General features: G+C 64.3%; 15 protein-coding genes and 2 pseudogenes. 10 read left to right on the plus strand and 7 right to left on the minus strand.

Annotation, left to right across the window (positions count from 1 at the left end):
- Positions 1-41 precede the first annotated feature (41 nt).
- The 6 genes and pseudogenes from N5J71_RS12665 to N5J71_RS12690 all read right to left on the minus strand — a co-directional run.
- Positions 42-1811, minus strand: a pseudogene (locus N5J71_RS12665) (7TM diverse intracellular signaling domain-containing protein); the annotation flags it as partial.
- 286 nt (positions 1812-2097) lie between these two features.
- Positions 2098-2706: pseudogene (locus N5J71_RS12670) on the minus strand (ABC transporter substrate-binding protein); the annotation flags it as partial.
- A gap of 104 nt (positions 2707-2810) precedes the next feature.
- Positions 2811-4787, minus strand: a complete 1977-nt coding sequence (gene fhuB / locus N5J71_RS12675) for a Fe(3+)-hydroxamate ABC transporter permease FhuB (protein ID WP_279916961.1) — start codon at positions 4785-4787, stop codon at positions 2811-2813.
- A gap of 2 nt (positions 4788-4789) precedes the next feature.
- Positions 4790-5557: an ABC transporter ATP-binding protein gene (locus N5J71_RS12680; protein WP_106733504.1), complete on the minus strand. Its 768-nt coding sequence runs from the start codon at positions 5555-5557 to the stop codon at positions 4790-4792.
- On the minus strand, positions 5551-6297 hold the full coding sequence (locus tag N5J71_RS12685) for a siderophore ferric iron reductase (RefSeq protein WP_106733503.1): 747 nt from the start codon (positions 6295-6297) through the stop codon (positions 5551-5553). The genes N5J71_RS12680 and N5J71_RS12685 overlap by 7 nt, the downstream gene beginning before the upstream one ends.
- A 90-nt stretch (positions 6298-6387) precedes the next feature.
- Positions 6388-7548 (minus strand): MFS transporter, encoded by a 1161-nt coding sequence (locus N5J71_RS12690; RefSeq protein WP_106733502.1) that lies wholly within the window; start codon positions 7546-7548, stop codon positions 6388-6390.
- Between the two features lie 143 nt (positions 7549-7691).
- On the opposite strand from N5J71_RS12690, the gene N5J71_RS12695 reads away from it, so the two are divergent.
- The 5 genes from N5J71_RS12695 (at position 7692) to N5J71_RS12715 (ending at position 11714) form a co-directional block, all read left to right on the plus strand.
- Positions 7692-8489: a hydroxymethylpyrimidine/phosphomethylpyrimidine kinase gene (locus N5J71_RS12695; protein ID WP_064494960.1), complete on the plus strand. Its 798-nt coding sequence runs from the start codon at positions 7692-7694 to the stop codon at positions 8487-8489.
- On the plus strand, positions 8486-9115 hold the full coding sequence (gene thiE, locus N5J71_RS12700) for a thiamine phosphate synthase (protein ID WP_279916963.1): 630 nt from the start codon (positions 8486-8488) through the stop codon (positions 9113-9115). The genes N5J71_RS12695 and thiE overlap by 4 nt, the downstream gene beginning before the upstream one ends.
- A 22-nt stretch (positions 9116-9137) precedes the next feature.
- Entirely contained in the window at positions 9138-10427 is a 1290-nt protein-coding gene (gene hemL / locus N5J71_RS12705) for a glutamate-1-semialdehyde 2,1-aminomutase (RefSeq protein WP_279916964.1), read from the plus strand.
- Positions 10427-11059: a DUF6962 family protein gene (locus N5J71_RS12710; RefSeq protein WP_279916965.1), complete on the plus strand. Its 633-nt coding sequence runs from the start codon at positions 10427-10429 to the stop codon at positions 11057-11059. Before hemL ends, N5J71_RS12710 begins: the two co-directional genes overlap by 1 nt.
- Before the next feature lie 106 nt (positions 11060-11165).
- Entirely contained in the window at positions 11166-11714 is a 549-nt protein-coding gene (locus N5J71_RS12715) for a tetratricopeptide repeat protein (protein ID WP_004424770.1), read from the plus strand.
- A gap of 138 nt (positions 11715-11852) precedes the next feature.
- Here the strand turns inward: N5J71_RS12715 and N5J71_RS12720 are convergent, their stop codons facing one another.
- Positions 11853-12176 carry a DUF1820 family protein gene (locus N5J71_RS12720; RefSeq protein WP_004424773.1) on the minus strand — a complete coding sequence of 108 codons (324 nt, stop codon included), beginning with the start codon at positions 12174-12176 and terminating at the stop codon, positions 11853-11855.
- A gap of 176 nt (positions 12177-12352) precedes the next feature.
- Between N5J71_RS12720 and miaB the strand changes: the two genes are divergently transcribed.
- From miaB to lnt, 5 genes are all read left to right on the plus strand, one after another.
- Positions 12353-13696 (plus strand): tRNA (N6-isopentenyl adenosine(37)-C2)-methylthiotransferase MiaB, encoded by a 1344-nt coding sequence (gene miaB / locus N5J71_RS12725; RefSeq protein ID WP_279916966.1) that lies wholly within the window; start codon positions 12353-12355, stop codon positions 13694-13696.
- Positions 13697-13783: 87 nt separating this feature from the next.
- Positions 13784-14776, plus strand: a complete 993-nt coding sequence (locus tag N5J71_RS12730) for a PhoH family protein (protein WP_279916967.1) — start codon at positions 13784-13786, stop codon at positions 14774-14776.
- Positions 14769-15248: an rRNA maturation RNase YbeY gene (gene ybeY, locus N5J71_RS12735; RefSeq protein ID WP_279916968.1), complete on the plus strand. Its 480-nt coding sequence runs from the start codon at positions 14769-14771 to the stop codon at positions 15246-15248. Before N5J71_RS12730 ends, ybeY begins: the two co-directional genes overlap by 8 nt.
- Positions 15249-15254: 6 nt before the next feature.
- Positions 15255-16094 carry a CorC family transporter gene (locus tag N5J71_RS12740; protein WP_004424784.1) on the plus strand — a complete coding sequence of 280 codons (840 nt, stop codon included), beginning with the start codon at positions 15255-15257 and terminating at the stop codon, positions 16092-16094.
- 92 nt (positions 16095-16186) lie between these two features.
- A complete protein-coding gene (gene lnt, locus N5J71_RS12745; protein ID WP_074855335.1) occupies positions 16187-17710 on the plus strand; it encodes an apolipoprotein N-acyltransferase in 1524 nt (507 codons plus the stop codon).
- Positions 17711-17864: the final 154 nt, after the last annotated feature.

Consider the following 17864-nt stretch of genomic DNA (forward strand, 5'->3'; position numbering starts at 1 on the left):
CTCCTACGGGCGCAGCGGCTTCATCACGCCCTGCGAAAGAGTCAGACCGGCGCGGCGCCACCGGAAACCGTTGCCGGGCGGCACAGCACCCAGTCATGCAGCAGTACGCGCAACTCGTCGAATTTCACCGGTTTCGCCAGGTAGTCGCTCATGCCCGCGGCCAGGCAGCGTTCGCGGTCGCCGCTGTGGCTGTGCGCAGTGATCGCCAGCACCGGCAGCTCGGCGCAGCCCGGCAGGGCGCGCAGCGCACGGCAGGTGGCGAAGCCGTCCATCACCGGCATCTGGCAGTCGAGCAGCACCGCATCCACCGTCTCACTGCGCAGCAACTCGAGGGCCTCGGCGCCGTTGTCGGCAGTGCGCACGCGGTAGCCGAGCTTGAGCAACATGCCGCGGGTCACCAGCTGGTTGATCGCATTGCCCTCGACGATCAGCACCGTGCATTGCTGCGCCTGGCGCTGCAACGCGCCGCCCTGCGGTCGTGCCGGGCGAACATCGCTGGCCTGCGGTTGCAACGGCAGAGTCAGCGGCACATCGAGGCGAAACCGACTGCCCTGCCCCGGCTGCGACTCGTGACTGAGCACGCCACCAAGCAGGTCAACCAGTTGCTGGCAGATCGCCAGGCCGATGCCCAGGCCGCCGTATTTGCGCGTCATCGAGCCATCGAGTTGATGGAAGCGCTGATAAAGGTCGCCGTCGACGGGGGCGAAACCGATCCCGGTATCGCTGACCACCACACTCAGCGGCAGGTTGCTGCCCACGCTGCCAACGCGGCCGACCTGCAAGGTCACGCCGCCTTGGCTGGTGAACTTGATGGCGTTATCCAGCAGATATTAACGCGGCAATCAAATAGCACATCTCAAACATTCACAAAAAACCATTAAATTCAATAGCTTATGGATATAAAGATTGATCGCTACTTGCCCTGTTAAATTGCCGGGTTAATAGCCCAGCGCCTGTGCCAGCTTGGCTGCGTCCCCTTCCAGGGTATCGGGCAGGTTGTCGTCCAGTTCCAGGGCGAACGTCAGCCCCTTGTCTTCAGCGCGCGCCGCATACTGGGCACGCAGACCATCGAACAGCCCGCGCAGGCTGAACGTCTCGCGCCGCGGATAGAGCTTGCCGGCCTGCAATTCGGTGAGAGCGAGGATGTCGTTGACCATGCGCATCATGTCGCGCGCGGACGCTGCAGCGGTCTTCTGGTACTGCTCCAGTTCGATGTCCATCTTCACCGTTTGCATCAGCTCCAGCGAGCCGATCACCCCGTTCATCGGCGTACGCAGCTCATGGGTCACGGTGGCGAGGAATTCATCCTTGAAACGGTTGCTGTCGGCCAGTTCCTGGTTCAGCGTTTCGAGCTTGCGTCCGGCTTCCTGGAGAATGCGCGTACGCTCTTCCTTCATTGCGTTGATGCGATCGGCCAGCGCCAGCGACAGCAGGCCCACTTCCAGCGCCGAGCCGATCTGGCTGGCATACATGGTGAGAAACACGTTGGGCAGGTAGCCCAGCACCATCAGCGTGTTGACGATGCCGCCGATGAGAAAGGCGGTCCAGGCGAAGATGAAGTACCGCGCCACGCGCATACCGCGCAGCCAGGCGAGGATACCGGCGGCGAAGATAACCACGGTGAACAGCAGGGCCAGGTAGGTGGCCAGACGCAATGCCGTGGCATAACTGATGCTCAGCGCCAGAATCATCACCCCTGCGCCGCAGGCCATAAGCAGCAGCAACAGGCGATCGACCCAGGGGCTGTGTTCGCCAGTGTGCAGGAAGCTGCGAGCGAACTGGCAGCCGAACAAGGCGGCCGATCCAATCAGAATAGTGCAGGTCCAGCCGCAGCCAGAATACCGAGCGCGAATAGCCGGCGTTGAGCACGGGCTTGTCATGCAGACGGAAACTGCCTTTGCACGGCGGGCGAGGCGATGTCGTCAATGCTAGGGTCTGTTGGGTCGCTTTTCCAGATTCAGACGGCAGTTTAAGCAGCGCTTCACCTATGGCCTCGGCCAGATACTGCAGGGAAAACACGCCGCCATAGGTCCAGGTCGAGGGCATCGCGGCGAAGCGCTGCTCACGCACGAAAGGCATCGCCTGCCAAAGTGGCGAGGCGAACAACTGCGCCTCCTGGGCAAAGGGTTCGATATGCAGCACGACACCCTCTTCGATACGACCCAGCGCGGTGATCGGTACCTGAGTGATGCCCCAGGGGCTCGGCGGCAGGTCCAGTGCCGGCTGCAGGCCCAGCAGCGCCAGCGCATGTTGCGGCATGGAGTTGGGGCCGTTGATGAAGGCGGCCGTCGGCGACGAGAAGCGAATCACCGTGACGGCCGGCAAGTGCTCTGCGTAATGGACCTGCAGCCGCTCACGCCATTGCGCCAGATAGACGTCCATCGCCTGCAGGCGCTGCTCGGCCAACGCCTCGCGCCCCAAGGAGCGCGCCAGGTCGAGAAACGCCTCGCGCTGCACCTGCTGATTGTCATGCTGCTGGCTGAAGCCCTGATACACCTGCACCGGCGCGATACGTTCGAGCAACGGGCGAATGTCTTCCAGCACCGGTGGAATGACGATCAGCTCAGGCTGTAACTCGGCCAGCAACTCGAGGTTGGGCTCCAGGCGCGAACCGCTCGACGGCACGCCCTCAGCCAACGTCGGCCTGACCACCCAGGCGCGGTAGTCACCGGCATCGGCGACGGTCAATGGCGTCACATCGAGCATCAGCAGATGCTCGGTGGCCTCCCAGCTCAGCGCAGCCACCCGTGGCGCATCACTCGCCCAGGCAGGTGTCAGCCACAGCAGTAGAAAGCCGAGTAAGCAACGCCTCACGCCAACCTCCCACGGATGAGCAGGTAGACGAAATAGCTGCCACACAACACCGAGGCGACAATGCCCACCGGAATCTGCAACGGGAAGATCAGGGTGCGGCCAACCCAATCGGCCAGCAGCATCAGCACCGCGCCCAACGAGGCCGCCAGCAGCAGCTGCGGCAGCACCCGGCGCGCGCCGAGCATCACCGCGATATGCGGGGCCAAAAGCCCCAGAAACGCCACTGGCCCGAGCAGACTGGTAACCAGCGCACAGAGCAACGCCACCAGCACCAGCAGCACCAGACGCAAGCGCGGCACGTTCAAGCCGCGGCTGGCGGCCACCCCATCGCCGATGCCAATCAGCGTCAACGCACGCTGGAACAGCACTGCCAGAGCGCCGAACAGCAGCACGCCAACCGTCAGCCACAATGCCTGTGCCGGTGTGGCGCGGTAGGTGGAGCCGGCCAGCCAGCCGAGCAACGCGAACGAGTCGCCACTGCCCTTGGCCAGCACAAACTGCAACGCGGCATTGAGCAGCGCGCCAAGGGAAATCCCCAGCAGCGCCATCAGCGCCGGTGAGTAGCGATGACGCCGGCCCAGCAGCATCAACACCGCCAGCACCGCCAGGCTGCCGACGAAGGCCGCCAGCGGGGCGACCGCGCCGAGCAGCGCACCACCGAAGACGATCAGCGCCAGCATCACCGCCAGCGTGGCCCCGGCAGAGAGCCCGAGGATATCCGGGCTGGCCAGCGGGTTACGCAGCAGGCGCTGCAGCAGCAGGCCGGAAATCGCCAGGCCAGCGCCGGCAGAGGCAGCGGTGAGCACACGCGGCCAGCGTAGCGACCAGACCAGCGCCGACGGCCACTGCAGGTGCCAGCCATCGACACCGCGGGCCAGCCCGAGCGCCACGGGCAGCGCCAGCACGGCGAGAAGCGCCACCCACAGCGCACTGCGCCAACCGAATTGCTCGGCGCCGCGCGGCAGTTGCAGGCCACGCGGATCTTCTGCAGCCAGGTGGCGACGCGCCAGCCATAACAACACTGGCGCCCCGATCAACGCGGCGGCGGCGCCACTGGGCACCAACTGGCCACTGAGACGATTGGCCAGCAGCGCCAGGGCGTCGGTGCCGAGCAGCAGCAATGCGCCAAGCAGCGCGCTGTAGAGAAGCTCGTCTCGCGCGGTGCGGGCGCCGAGCATTTTCGCCATGTTCGGTGTGAGCAGGCCGATGAAACCGATCAGGCCGACCGCCGTGATCGACACCGAGCACAACCACAGCGCTGCCAGAAACAGCACCAGCATCACCGGCCACAGCGCCAGGCCACGGCCCTGGGCAGCATCGCCGCCAAGCTGCAGCAGGCTCAACGGCCGCGGCGCCAGGATCAGCAGCGGCAGCGCCAGCAACAACTTGGGCCACAGCCACTGCACCCAGTGCCAGTCGATCTGCGCCAGATCACCCGCACCCCAGACGAACAACCCCTGGGTGTACTGGTTGTTGATCAGCACCAGCCCGGCAGCCAGGGCGCCGAGCAACAGGTTGATGGCCATGCCACCCAGCACCAGCGGCAGCCCGCCAATACCGCTGCGCCCGGCAATCAGCAGCACCAGGCCGACTGCCAGCAGCGCACCGAGCAGCGCCGCCCACTGCCCGTGATCGGCCGCGAAGGTCGGCACCAGCAAGGTGGCCAGCACCAGCCCGAGCCAGGCCCCGGACGAAGCGCCGATAGTCATGGGCGACACCAGGCGATTTTGCGTGATCTGCTGCAGCAGGCTGCCGGACAGGCCCAGCGCAGCACCCGTCAGCATCGCCATGCTCAGCCTGGGTAGAGCCGACAGTTGTAGCTGCAGAAACTCGAAGCTGTGCTCGGCAGAAGCAAGCATCGCCCACAGTTCGAATGGAGCGAGATCGGCCGCCAGCCACAGGTGCAGGAGTGCCAGGGGCAGCAGCGCGAACAGTGTCAGAAGGTGGCGTGACGGCGCCGAGACTACCGCCATGCTCAGGCCACCACGGCAATCTTGCGGGCGCTGCCGGGCTGCTCGATCAGTTCGATATCGATGTCATAGAGCTGGCTGAGCAACGGCCCGCTGAGCAGCTCGTCCGGGCTGCCGTCGAAGAAGATCCGCCCCTGCTTGAGGGCGATCACCCGGTCGGCATGCCGCGCTGTGAGGTTGATGTCGTGGAGGATGGCGACGATGCCGCGTCCGCTGTCGCGATTGAGCTGGCGCAGCAGGCCCATCAGCTCGTACTGGTGCGCCAGGTCCAGCGCCGAGGTGGGCTCGTCGAGCAGTAACAGCGGCGATTGCTGGGCCAGCAGCATGGCGATCCAGGCACGCTGGCGCTCGCCACCGGAGAGGCTGTCGGCCAGGTGATCGGCGTAATGGGCGACATCTGTCTGGGCCAGCGCCTGATCGACCGCCGCATGGTCTTCGGCGCGCCAGCGGCCGAGCAATCCACGCCAGGGAAAGCGCCCCAGGCGTACCAGCTCGCGCACGGTCAGGCCGGCGACGTCGGGCAGGTGCTGCGGTAGGAAGGCCACGCGCTGGGCGAAGTCACGGGCGGAAAAACCGGCTAGGTCGCGCTCATCGAGCTGCAGCGAGCCTCGGGTCGGCTGCAACTGCCGCGCCAGCAGGTTCATCAGGGTCGACTTGCCCGAGCCATTGTGGCCGAGAATCACGGTGAAGCGATCACCTTCGAGGTGCAGATCGTCCACTGCCAGCGTCACCCGCTCGCCACGACGCACTTCGATATCACGCAGATTCAGCATGCCTGAGCCAGCTCCTCACGCAGACGCACCAGGCGCTCGTCACGACGCAATTTCGGGCAGGTGCTGCACAGCTCGCCGTCGCAACGCCGAAAATGCTGGCAACAGGCCTTGCGCTCCAGGGTCAGGCAGTCACGCCCATCCTCCAGACGCACTTCCAGCAGGTCGCTACCACCGCGCAGCCCCAATGCTTCCAGCCAGCGCGCCGATAGCCCCCGCAGTTGCTGGTTATCCAGGCTCAGTTGACGCTGCACCAGCAGCAACGCTGCCAGCACATAGTCGGCTGCCAGCCGCTGAGCCAGCTTGCCGTGGATACTCTGCACCTGACAGAACTCGACATGCTGGCGGCGCAACAGGTCGGCCAGTTGGCTGCCAGCAAGGTTGATCAGCTCGCCCTCTGCAGCCCGTTGCGGGCAGTGATCGGAAAGACAGAAGCCCAACACCACACCACTTTGAACATCCTGCCCAAGCGTCGACAGACAGGGCATGCGCTGCGCCAGATGCACGCCGAGCAAGGTCAGGTAGATGGGTTGCCAGACCAGGTAGGTCCAGCTGCGCACAGTCCAGTAATGCGGCCCGGCTTCGGGGTGAGCCTGGCGCCAGTGCTGATAAAGCGTGGCGATACGCTGTGCGTTGCCATCGCTGCCGCAAACCAGCAGATCAGCCTCGGCATGACCGATACGGCCCTGCAGCCCAGGCAGACTGCGGGAAATCACGTCGAGCAAGTGGTGAAGGTCGTGCATCGCGGCGAACCCGGATGATGGAAGCAGTGCGAAGGGCGAATTTAATCATTGATACGCATCTGCATCAAATTATCATTCGCCACTCAAGACTCATACAGTCTTGGGTTTTCGCACCAGCAGCGGGAACAGTGCCGCAGTCAGCAGCAAGCCGACAGCACCGATCCAGAACGGCATGGCCTGGCCGTAATGGCTGACCAGCAGCCCCGCACCGTAGGCCGAGCCCATATTGCCCAGGCACTGGAAGATGTTGATCTTGCTGAAGTCCACCGCGTAGTGCTCAGGCGAACTGAGTTCGAACAGCAGGGCATCCAGGCGCACGGTGACCTGATACAGCGCCCAACCGAACAGCACTCGGCCGAGCAGGATCAGCCACTGATCGCCGAAACCCTGAATGAAAGTGGCCACCGCGCCCAGCAGCAGACCGGCAAGAATGCCATCACGGGTGTTGCCCTGCTGGGTCGCTCGGCGCCCCCACCACAGCGCCAACACGGCCACGGCGCCGGGCAGCGCATAGACGAAACCGGCCGCCATCTCGCTGTTCCAGTGCGCCACCTGCTGCCAATAGACGGCAAAGAACGGCCGGGTCACGTAACCGACGAAGTAGAACAACAGCATCACCAGGCACAGGCGGTAGATCGCCGGCAGGCTGCGCGACTCGTTCTTCACCGGCGCCTCGTCGCTTGCCGGCTGCTCGCCTGGTGCCGGCAGGTAGCCACGCACCAGGTGCATGCAGATGGCCATCTGGATGAAGTCGCCAGCAGCCATTACCAGGAACACGTCGCCAATGTTCATGATCTGCAGGATCAGGCCGCCCAGCGCGGCACCGAGAATGGCGCCGAAGTGCACCACCACCGACAACGTGCCGATGGTCTGGGTGTGGTTGTCCTGCTGCTGCAGGCTCATCACGTAGGGATACATCAGCAGGTAGCTGCCCTTGAACACCACCATCAGCAGCGACACCACCCAGAACAGCGGCAGCGAGTCGATGAAATAGCAAGCAGCGGTCAGGCTGCCAGCCATCAGCTGCGCGCTGATCAGAATGCGCACCGGGTGCACGCGCTTGGCCAGGCGCGCCCAGAGCGGGAACACCGACATCACCACCAGGCTGACAACCGCCAGATAGAGGCCGACATGCTGCTCCGGCGGATTGTCGAAACGCTCGGCGAAATACTGCGGATAAAAAGGAATGATCAGGTTATCGGTGATCACCGCCAGGGCGGTCATCATGATCAGGCAAGTACGCAGCGTCATTGGAGGCATTCGGGCAAGGCGGCAGGGGCGCGCATGATGCCACTTCCAGACCAGCTAATGCCAATACAGACGAGAATCAGAAAGGCTAGCAACTGGCATGGCGTGCAGCGACTTCAGGCTCGTTAGTGATAAGCTCGCGCACCATGAAAACGCCAAACTCCCGCCCCGTAGTGCTCTGCATGTCCGGTCACGACCCCAGTGGTGGTGCTGGTCTGCAGGCCGATATCGAAGCCCTGCTGGCCCAAGGCTGCCACGCCGCACCGACGGTGACCGCCCTGACCGTGCAGGATACCGTCAACGTCTCCGACTTCCGTGTGCTCGACCGCGACTGGGTGCTGGCCCAGGCCCGCGCGGTGATCGCCGATATGCCGGTGGCCGCCGTCAAGCTGGGCATGCTCGGCTCGGTGGACATGGTCGACACCGTGCTCGAGGTGATGAGCCAGTTGCCTGGCGTGCCGCTGGTCTGCGACCCGGTGCTGCGCGCCGGTGGTGGCGGTTCGCTGGGCAAGGACGACGTCGGCTACGCCATGCGCGAGCGTCTGTTCGCCGTGTCCACCATCGCCACGCCGAACCTGCCGGAAGCGCGCATCCTCGCCGAACTGCCGGAAGGCAGCGCCGACGAATGCGCCGAGAAACTGCTGCCCTTCATCGAGCACCTGCTGATCACTGGCGGCCACGGCGACGAAGCCGAAGTGCACAACCGCCTATACAGCCGCGACGGCAGCCGCCACACCTTCACCTGCGCGCGCCTACCGGGTAGCTATCACGGCTCGGGCTGCACCCTGGCCAGTACCCTGGCCGGTCGCCTGGCGCTGGGCGAGGAACTGGTGAGTGCCGTGAAGAGCGCGCTGGATTACACCTGGCGCACCCTGCGCGACGCCGAACAACCGGGCCACGGCCAGTACGTGCCGCGCCGTCTGCCGCTGGACTTCGCCCAATGACTGCGGCGCTGCGCGGCCTTTACGCCATCACCGACACCCCGCTACTGGCCGGCGGCAAGCTGCTGCCCTATGCCGAAGCCTCACTGATCGGTGGCGCGCGTCTGCTGCAATACCGCGATAAATCCGGCGATGCCGTGCGCCGCTTCGATGAAGCCCAGGCACTGACCGAACTGTGTCAACGCCACGGCGCCACGCTGATCATCAACGACGATCTGGATCTGGCTACCCGCCTGGGCGTCGGCCTGCATCTGGGCCAGACCGATGGCTCGCTGGCCACCGCCCGCGCCCGCCTCGGCGCTGAAACCGTGATCGGCGGCACCTGCCACGCCCAGCTGGAGCTGGCCGAGCGCGCCGTCGCCGAAGGCGCCAGCTATATCGCTTTCGGCCGCTTCTTCAACTCCAACACCAAACCCGGCGCTCCGGCTGCCACCGTGGAGCTGCTGGATCAGGCCCGCGCGCGCTTTGCCCAGCCCATCGTCGCCATCGGCGGCGTGACCTTAGGCACCGCGCCAGGCCTGATCGCCCGTGGCGCCAGCATGGTGGCCGTGATCCACGCCCTATTCGCTGCCGACTCCGCCACCGAGGTGGAAGACCGCGCCCGCGCCTTTGCCGCGCTGTTCGACTGATTCGTTTCCAGAGAGACCTGCCATGTCCCGTTCCGAAATCCTCTTCGCCAACGCCCAGAAACACATCCCCGGCGGCGTCAACTCGCCGGTGCGCGCCTTCCGCAGCGTCGGCGGCACGCCGCTGTTCTTCAAGCACGCCGAAGGCGCCTATGTCGTGGACGAAGACGACAAGCGCTACGTCGACTACGTCGGTTCCTGGGGCCCGATGATCCTTGGCCATAGCCATCCGGACGTGCTCGACTCGGTACGTCGTCAGTTGGAACACGGTCTGTCCTACGGCGCGCCGACCGCCCTGGAAACCGAAATGGCCGAGCTGGTGTGCGGCCTGGTGCCGTCGATGGAGATGGTGCGCATGGTCAGCTCCGGTACCGAGGCGACCATGAGTGCCATCCGCCTGGCCCGTGGTTACACCGGCCGCGACAGCATCATCAAGTTCGAGGGCTGCTACCACGGCCACTCCGACAGCCTGCTGGTCAAGGCCGGCTCCGGCGCCCTGACCCAGGGCGTGCCGAACTCCGCAGGCGTGCCGGCGGCCTTCGCCAAGCACACCCTGACCCTGCCGTTCAACGACATCGATGCCGTGGCCGAGTGCCTGGCGCAGGTTGGCCAGGAAGTCGCCTGCATCATCGTCGAGCCCGTGGCTGGCAACATGAACTGCGTACCACCGGCGCCGGGCTTCCTCGAAGGCCTGCGCGAGCAGTGCGACAAGCATGGCGTGGTGCTGATCTTCGACGAGGTGATGACCGGTTTCCGCGTCGCCCTCGGCGGCGCACAGGCGCACTACGGCGTCACCCCGGACCTGACCACTTTCGGCAAGATCATCGGCGGCGGCATGCCGGTGGGCTGCTTCGGCGGCAAGCGCGCGATCATGGAGTGCATCGCCCCACTCGGCCCGGTCTACCAGGCCGGCACCCTGTCGGGTAACCCGCTGGCCATGGCCGCCGGCCTGACCACGCTGAAGCTGATCAGCCGTCCAGGCTTCCACAGTGAGCTGACCGACTACACCTCGCGCATGCTCGATGGCCTGCAGCAGCGCGCCGATGCTGCCGGCATTCCATTCGTCACCACCCAGGCGGGCGCCATGTTCGGCCTGTACTTCAGTGGCGCGGACGACATCGTCACCTTCGCTGACGTGATGGCCAGCGACAGCGCACGCTTCAACCGCTTCTTCCATCTGATGCTGGATGGCGGCGTGTACCTGGCGCCGAGCGCCTTCGAAGCCGGTTTCACCTCCATCGCCCATGGCGACAAGGAGCTGGACATCACCTTCGCGGCCGCCGAGCGCGCCTTCGCCGAGCTGAAAAAAGCCTGATGCAGTACAGCACCGCCTTAAGTGATGCGTTGCTGGCCCTGGCCTGCGCTGCCTGTGTGTGGCTGATCGGCCGGGCACGCGGCCGCTACGGCGAGGGCGATCAGCCGGCGCTGTTCTGCGCCCTGCTCGGTTTTCTGCTGCCAGCTGCGGCGGCCAGCGTCGGCGTGATTCGCTATGGCTTCGACCCAAGCTGGCAGGCCGCGCACCTGTGGCTCTCGCAGGCCAGCAGTTTTCTCGGCCTGCCGCTACTCGGTGCCGCAGCACTGGCGCTGGGCCGTGGCTGGGCCTGGAGTCGACCGAACTGGGGCCGAATCCTGCTCGGCCTGTGCGCCTTCTTCGAGCTGTTCCGCCAGCTTGGTTATATGGAGGACTACCGCCTGGCACTGAACCTGGCCACGCTGGTGCTGATTCTCTATGCCGGCGCAGTCCAATGGCCGCGCCGCGCGCCTGCTGTAGTCGCGGCCGTGGTGGTGGGCCTATTTCTGCTGGCCGGTGTGGCAGTCGGCACCGAAGGCGTGATCGGGCCGCTGCGCCGCATCGACCTGTTCCACGTGCTGCTCACGCCAGCTTACCCGCTGCTGGCCTGGCTGCTGCTGAGCCTGCCGGGAAGTGCGAAACGACAGACCGGGTAAAGCCTTTGTAACAAGCGCGCGGTTTATTCCATAATGCGACGGTCGGCACGTTTTGCGCCGACCGGGCACGTCACCCGCCCTGAACTGCCGAGGTCCCGTTATCCAGATGAACCGCACCGGCCGCACCCTGTCCCTGGGCTGCCTGTTGCTTTTCCTCCCGCTGTTTGCATTCGCAGGCGGCAATTCGCTGTTGATCCCCGCCAGCGGCAGTTGCGCGCTGAACGCCTCCCCCGAAGAGATGCCCGATGCCCTGGCCAGCTGCCAGGAAATGGCGCGCGCCGGCAACATGCAGGCCGCCTATGAATTGGGTGAGTACTACTACGACGGCAAACGTACCCCACGCGATTTCAAGCAGGCCCTGACCTGGTTCGAGCGCGCCTCGCTGCAGGGCCACGCCGAAGCGCAGCTACGCCTGGGCACCATGTTCTTCCGTGGCGAAGGCGTACCGGCCAACAACGTGCAGGCTTACATCGTATTGAAGATGGCATCGGTCAATGGCTCGGACGAAGCCATGGACAGCGCCGACCTGGTATCAGCACAGATGCGTCGCGATGAACTGGAAATCGCCAGCCAGGTGCTGGGCCAGATATTCCGTAGCTACCTGCTCGAACTGCAGACAGCTGAAGGTCGTTCACCTTTCGCGCCGCTGCCCTAAAGCGGCCTTGGCGCCGTAGGGTGGGCTTCAGCCCACCAAGTAGCCTCTCGATACCGCTGGTGGGCTGAAGCGGAACGCCGCCCGGCCCACCCTACCTAGCTGAAGCCCACCCTACATCCAACGTTCCTGCGCAGCCGCTTACTTGTCCGGCATCGGCATGGGGAACGGCATTACGTTGCCGCCGCCCTTGGCTTCGCTGATCTTCGCCGTACCCAGACGCTCTACCTCGTCGATGCGGATGATCGCGTGCATCGGTACGAAGCTGCGCACCACACCCTCGAACTGCGCCTTGAGTTTCTCCTCGCTGGGGTCGACCACCAGTTGGCTGCGCTCGCCGAAGACGAACTCTTCAACCTCCAGAAAGCCCCACAGATCACTTTGAAAGATCTGCTTGGCATACATCTCGTATACCTGGCCCTGGTTGAGAAAAATCACCTTGTAGATGGGATCACGCTTGCTCATGGAGATTCGAAGTCAGGAAAAACGGGGCGCGCAGAATAGCACAGCGCCGCACACGTAGCCCGGATGCAATCCGGGGATAGGCGACGACGCGCTTGCCCATGGCCTGAAGCCTGTAGCCTGCCGCCTACCTCTCCCCTATAATGCGCGGTCATTTTTTAACCACCTCAGACAGTGCCATGACCAAGAAGCTCTATATCGAAACCCACGGTTGCCAGATGAACGAGTACGACAGCTCGCGCATGGTCGACCTGCTGGGCGAGCATCAGGCCCTGGAGGTCACGGAAAAACCCGAAGACGCCGACGTGATCCTGCTCAATACCTGCTCGATCCGCGAGAAGGCGCAGGACAAGGTGTTCTCCCAACTCGGCCGCTGGCGCGAGCTGAAGCAGGCCAACCCGGACCTGGTGATCGGCGTCGGCGGCTGCGTGGCCAGCCAGGAAGGCGCGGCGATTCGCGATCGCGCGCCCTATGTCGACGTGGTCTTCGGCCCGCAGACCCTGCACCGCCTGCCGGAGATGATCGACGCCGCGCGCGTAACCAAGACCGCCCAGGTGGACATCAGCTTTCCCGAGATCGAGAAGTTCGACCGCCTGCCCGAGCCGCGCGTCGACGGCCCCAGCGCCTTCGTCTCGGTGATGGAAGGTTGCAGCAAGTACTGCACCTTCTGCGTGGTGCCCTACACCCGCGGCGAGGAAGTCAGCCGCCCACTGGTCGACGTGTTGATGGAAATCACCTCCCTCACCGAGAAGGGCGTCAAGGAAATCACCCTGCTCGGGCAGAACGTCAACGGCTATCGCGGGGAAGCGCCGGATGGCCATATCGCCGACTTCGCCGAACTGCTGCATGCCGTGGCTGCCCTCGATGGCGTCGAGCGCATCCGCTACACCACCAGCCACCCGCTGGAGTTCTCCGACGCGATCATCCAGGCCCACGCCGAGATTCCGCAGCTGGTCAAATACCTGCACCTGCCGGTGCAGTCCGGCTCCGACCGCATCCTCGCGGCGATGAAGCGCAACCACACCGCGCTGGAATACAAGTCGCGCATCCGCAAACTGCGTGCAGCGGTGCCGGACATCCTGATCAGCTCGGACTTCATCGTCGGTTTCCCCGGCGAGACCGAGAAGGATTTCGAGCAGACCATGAAGCTGATCGAGGACGTCGGCTTCGACTTCTCCTTCTCCTTTATCTACAGCTCGCGCCCCGGCACCCCGGCAGCCGACTTGGTGGACGACACCCCGGACGAGGTGAAGAAACAGCGCTTGGCCCTGCTGCAGCACCGCATCAACCAGAACGGCTTCGAGAACAGCCGGCGCATGGTCGGCACGGTGCAGCGCATCCTGGTCAGCGACTACTCGAAGAAGGACCCGGGCATGCTCCAGGGCCGCACCGAGCAGAACCGCATCGTCAATTTCCGCTGCGATAACCCGCGCCTGATCGGCCAGTTCGTCGACGTGCACATCGACGACGCCCTGCCGCACTCGCTGCGCGGCACCCTGCTGGATACCGAGACCCTCCACTAACGTAGCGGTCGTCCACACTTTGCGTTGTGGGCGACCAGCGTTATGCTGCCTTTTCATACCCAGACAAGTGACGATCACTCCATCACCTTGAACGCCTCTCTAGAACCTCATCGTTTCACCCTCGAACCTTTCGAGGCCCGCCGTTTCGCCAACCTCTGCGGCCAGTTCGACGAGCACCTGCGCCTGATCGAAGAGCGCCTCGGCCTGGAAATCCGCAACCGTGGCAACCAGTTCGAAATGCTTGGCAGCGCCGACAAGACCCAGGCCGCCGAGCAGCTGCTGCGCAAGCTGTACCGCGAAACCAAAGCCACCGAGCTGTCGCCCGACCTGGTGCACCTGTACCTGCAGGAGTCCGGCATCGAGGAACTGGTCAACCCCAGCAACCTTCCGCAAGTGACGTTGCGCACCAAAAAGGGCGTGATCAAACCGCGCGGCGCCAATCAGCAGCGCTACGTCAAGGCGATCCTCGACAACGACATCAACTTCGGCATCGGCCCGGCCGGTACTGGCAAGACCTACCTGGCCGTGGCCTGCGCGGTGGACGCGCTGGAGCGCGAGCAAGTTCGGCGCATCCTGCTGGTGCGCCCAGCAGTCGAGGCCGGTGAGAAGCTCGGCTTCCTGCCTGGTGACCTGGCACAGAAGATCGACCCTTACCTGCGCCCGTTGTACGACGCGCTCTACGAGATGCTCGGTTTCGAATACGTGGCCAAGCTGATCGAGAAGCAGGTGATCGAGATCGCGCCGCTGGCCTACATGCGCGGCCGCACGCTTAACAACAGCTTCATCATTCTCGACGAAAGTCAGAACACCACCGTCGAGCAGATGAAGATGTTCCTCACCCGTATCGGTTTCGGCTCCACCGCCGTGATCACCGGAGACATCACCCAGGTCGACCTGCCGCGTGGCACCAAGAGCGGCCTGGCCCACGTCATCGAGGTACTGCGTGACGTGCCCGGCATCAGCTTCACCCACTTCAAGCCCAAGGACGTGGTGCGCCACCCGTTGGTGCAGCGCATCGTCGAAGCCTACGAGCGCCACGACGCACGCCTGAACGGCAAGGGCGACGGTCACGATGCTTGAACTGGACCTGCAACTGGCCACTGACGGCCAGCACCCGGACGAGGCGCAACTGCGCCGCTGGTGCGAGCTGGCCCTGCGCCAACGCACGGCCGATTCGGAGCTGACCATCCGCCTGGTCGACGAGGCCGAAGGTCGCGAGCTGAACCACACCTGGCGGCACAAGGACTACGCCACCAACGTCCTGTCCTTCCCTGCCGAGATTCCCGATGGGATTCTCGACATCCCGCTGCTCGGCGACCTGGTGATCTGCGTGCCAGTGGTCGAGCGCGAAGCGGCCGAGCAAGGCAAGGCGCTGGAGGCGCACTGGGCGCACCTGGTGATCCACGGCTGCCTGCACCTGCTGGGCTATGACCACATCGAGGAAGACGAAGCCCTCGAGATGGAAGATCTGGAACGACAATTGCTCGCCGAATTGGGTCATCCCGACCCGTATGCCGGTGACGAATTTCCTAATGAAAAGGACCCCGAGTAAAACGCCATGAGCGAAGACCGATCGAGCAACGAGCAGAAGTCCTGGTTCAACAAGCTGACCCAGGCTTTTGCTCATGAGCCGAGAAACCGCCAGGAACTGCTGGAAGTCCTGCGCGAAGCCCACCAGAACAAGCTGCTCGACAGCGAAGCACTGGCCATCGTCGAAGGCGCCATTCAGGTCGCCGACCTGCAGGTACGCGACATCATGGTGCCGCGCTCGCAAGTGATTAGCATCAAGGCCAGCCAGACGCCCCGCGAATTCCTGCCCGCCATCATCGACGCCGCGCACTCGCGCTATCCGGTAGTCGGCGAAAGCCTCGACGACGTCATCGGCATCCTTCTGGTCAAGGATCTGCTGCCGCTGATCCTGCAGGGTGAGCAACCCAACTTCAACATCAAGGACCTGCTGCGCCCGGCCACCTTCGTGCCCGAGTCCAAGCGCCTGAATGTGCTGCTGCGTGAGTTCCGCGCCAACCACAACCACATGGCTGTGGTGATCGACGAATACGGCGGCGTCGCCGGCCTGGTGACCATCGAGGACGTGCTCGAGCAGATCGTCGGTGACATCGAAGACGAACATGACGTCGAGGAAGACGGCTACATCAAGCCACTGCCATCGGGCGACTTCCTGATCAAGGCGCTAACGCCCATCGACAGCTTCAACGAAACCTTCGACAGCGAGTTCTCCGACGACGAGTACGACACCGTCGGTGGTCTGGTGATGAGTGCCTTTGGCCACCTGCCCAAGCGCAACGAGGTCACTGAGATCGGCGAATTCCGCTTCCGTGTGCTCAACGCCGACAGCCGGCGCATCCATCTGCTGCGCCTGACGCCGGTTAGCCGCTGAGTCTCAGCCGCCCTTGCCCAACGAGGGCGGCCGCTTCCCCCTGCGCCATTTCCGCTCTACCCTTGCGCCACCCTGATTCCAAGGATCTAACCATGCTGCAATGGATCACTCGTCCAGGCTGGCCCGGCCACCTGCTTGCCTGCGGCGCAGGCGCCCTGACCACCCTGGCGCTCGCCCCGTTCGATCTCTGGCCATTGGCCGTGCTGTCCATTGCCCTGTTCTATTTCGGTTTGCGCCATCTGCGCCCCGGCCAGGCAGCGCTGCGCGGTTGGAGCTACGGCTTCGGCCTGTTCGCCGCCGGCACCAGTTGGGTGTATGTCAGCATCCATGACTATGGCGCGGCATCACCGGCACTGGCCGGCTTTCTCACCCTGGGTTTCGTCGCCGGCCTGGGTCTGCTCTTCGCCCTGATGGCCGTCCTCTGGGCGCGCTGGATACGCCGCAACGAAGCGCCACTGGCCGACGCCCTGGCATTCGCCGCGCTATGGGTCGCCCAGGAAGTGTTTCGCGGCTGGTTCCTCACCGGCTTCCCCTGGCTCTACGCCGGCTACAGCCAGCTCGACGGACCGCTGGCCGGCCTGGTGCCAATTGGCGGGGTCTGGCTGTCGTCCTTCGTCATCGCCCTGTCGGCCGCGCTGATCATCAACCTGGAGCAATTGCGCAAGCACAAACCGCGCTACCTCTGCGCCCTGCTCCTGCTGCTGAGCCCCTGGCTCGCAGGCCTGGCACTGAAGGACCACAACTGGACCCACGCCGCCGGCAACAGCCTGACGGTCGCCGCCGTGCAAGGCAACGTCGAGCAGAACATGAAATGGGACCCGGCCCAGCTCAACGCTCAGCTCGCCCTATACCGCGACCTCAGCTTCAGCGCCAAGCAGGTCGACATACTGGTCTGGCCGGAAACGGCGATCCCGGTACTCAAGGACATGGCTCAAGGCTATATCGGCGTGATGGATCGCTTCGCCCGTGACCGCAACAGTGCGCTGATCACCGGCGTACCAGTGCGGCAGTCCAACGAGCGCGGGGAGATTCGCTATTACAATGCGATCACCAGTTTGGGCGAAGGCCAGGGCACCTACTTCAAGCAGAAGCTGGTGCCGTTTGGTGAATACGTGCCCCTGCAAGACCTGCTGCGCGGCCTGATCGCTTTCTTCGACCTGCCGATGTCCGACTTCGCCCGCGGCCCGAGTGACCAGCCACCGCTGCTGGCCAAGGGGCATCGCATCGCGCCATTCATCTGCTATGAAGTGGTCTACCCAGAGTTCGCCGCAGAACTGGCCGCAGACAGCGAGATACTCCTGACGGTGAGCAATGACGCCTGGTTCGGCACCTCCATCGGCCCGCTACAACACCTGCAAATGGCGCAGATGCGTGCGCTCGAGGCCGGACGCTGGATGATCCGCGCCACCAACAACGGCATGACCGTGGTGATCGACCCGCAGGGCCGTATCCAGTTCGGCTTGCCGCAGTTCGAACAAGGCGTGCTCTACGGCGAAGTGCTGCCCATGCAGGGGCTCACCCCTTATCTGCAATGGCGCATCTGGCCGCTGGCGATTCTCTGCGCCCTGTTGCTGGGTTGGGCCCTGCTGGCCAGCCGCATGGCCAAGACGGTATAGAAGCGGCGGCAGCGAACGTCGCCTGGAGTGCATCCGAGCGATGCGCTTTTCGTAGAAGCCAGCTTGCTGGTGATCAGTGCGGCCAAATGCCCCAGGATCGCTAGCAAGCCAGCTCCTACAGGAATCACGCACGCCCTCAATCACGAGCGTAAAT

It is taken from the genome of Ectopseudomonas oleovorans (assembly GCF_029845265.1).
Lineage (GTDB): Bacteria > Pseudomonadota > Gammaproteobacteria > Pseudomonadales > Pseudomonadaceae > Aquipseudomonas > Aquipseudomonas oleovorans.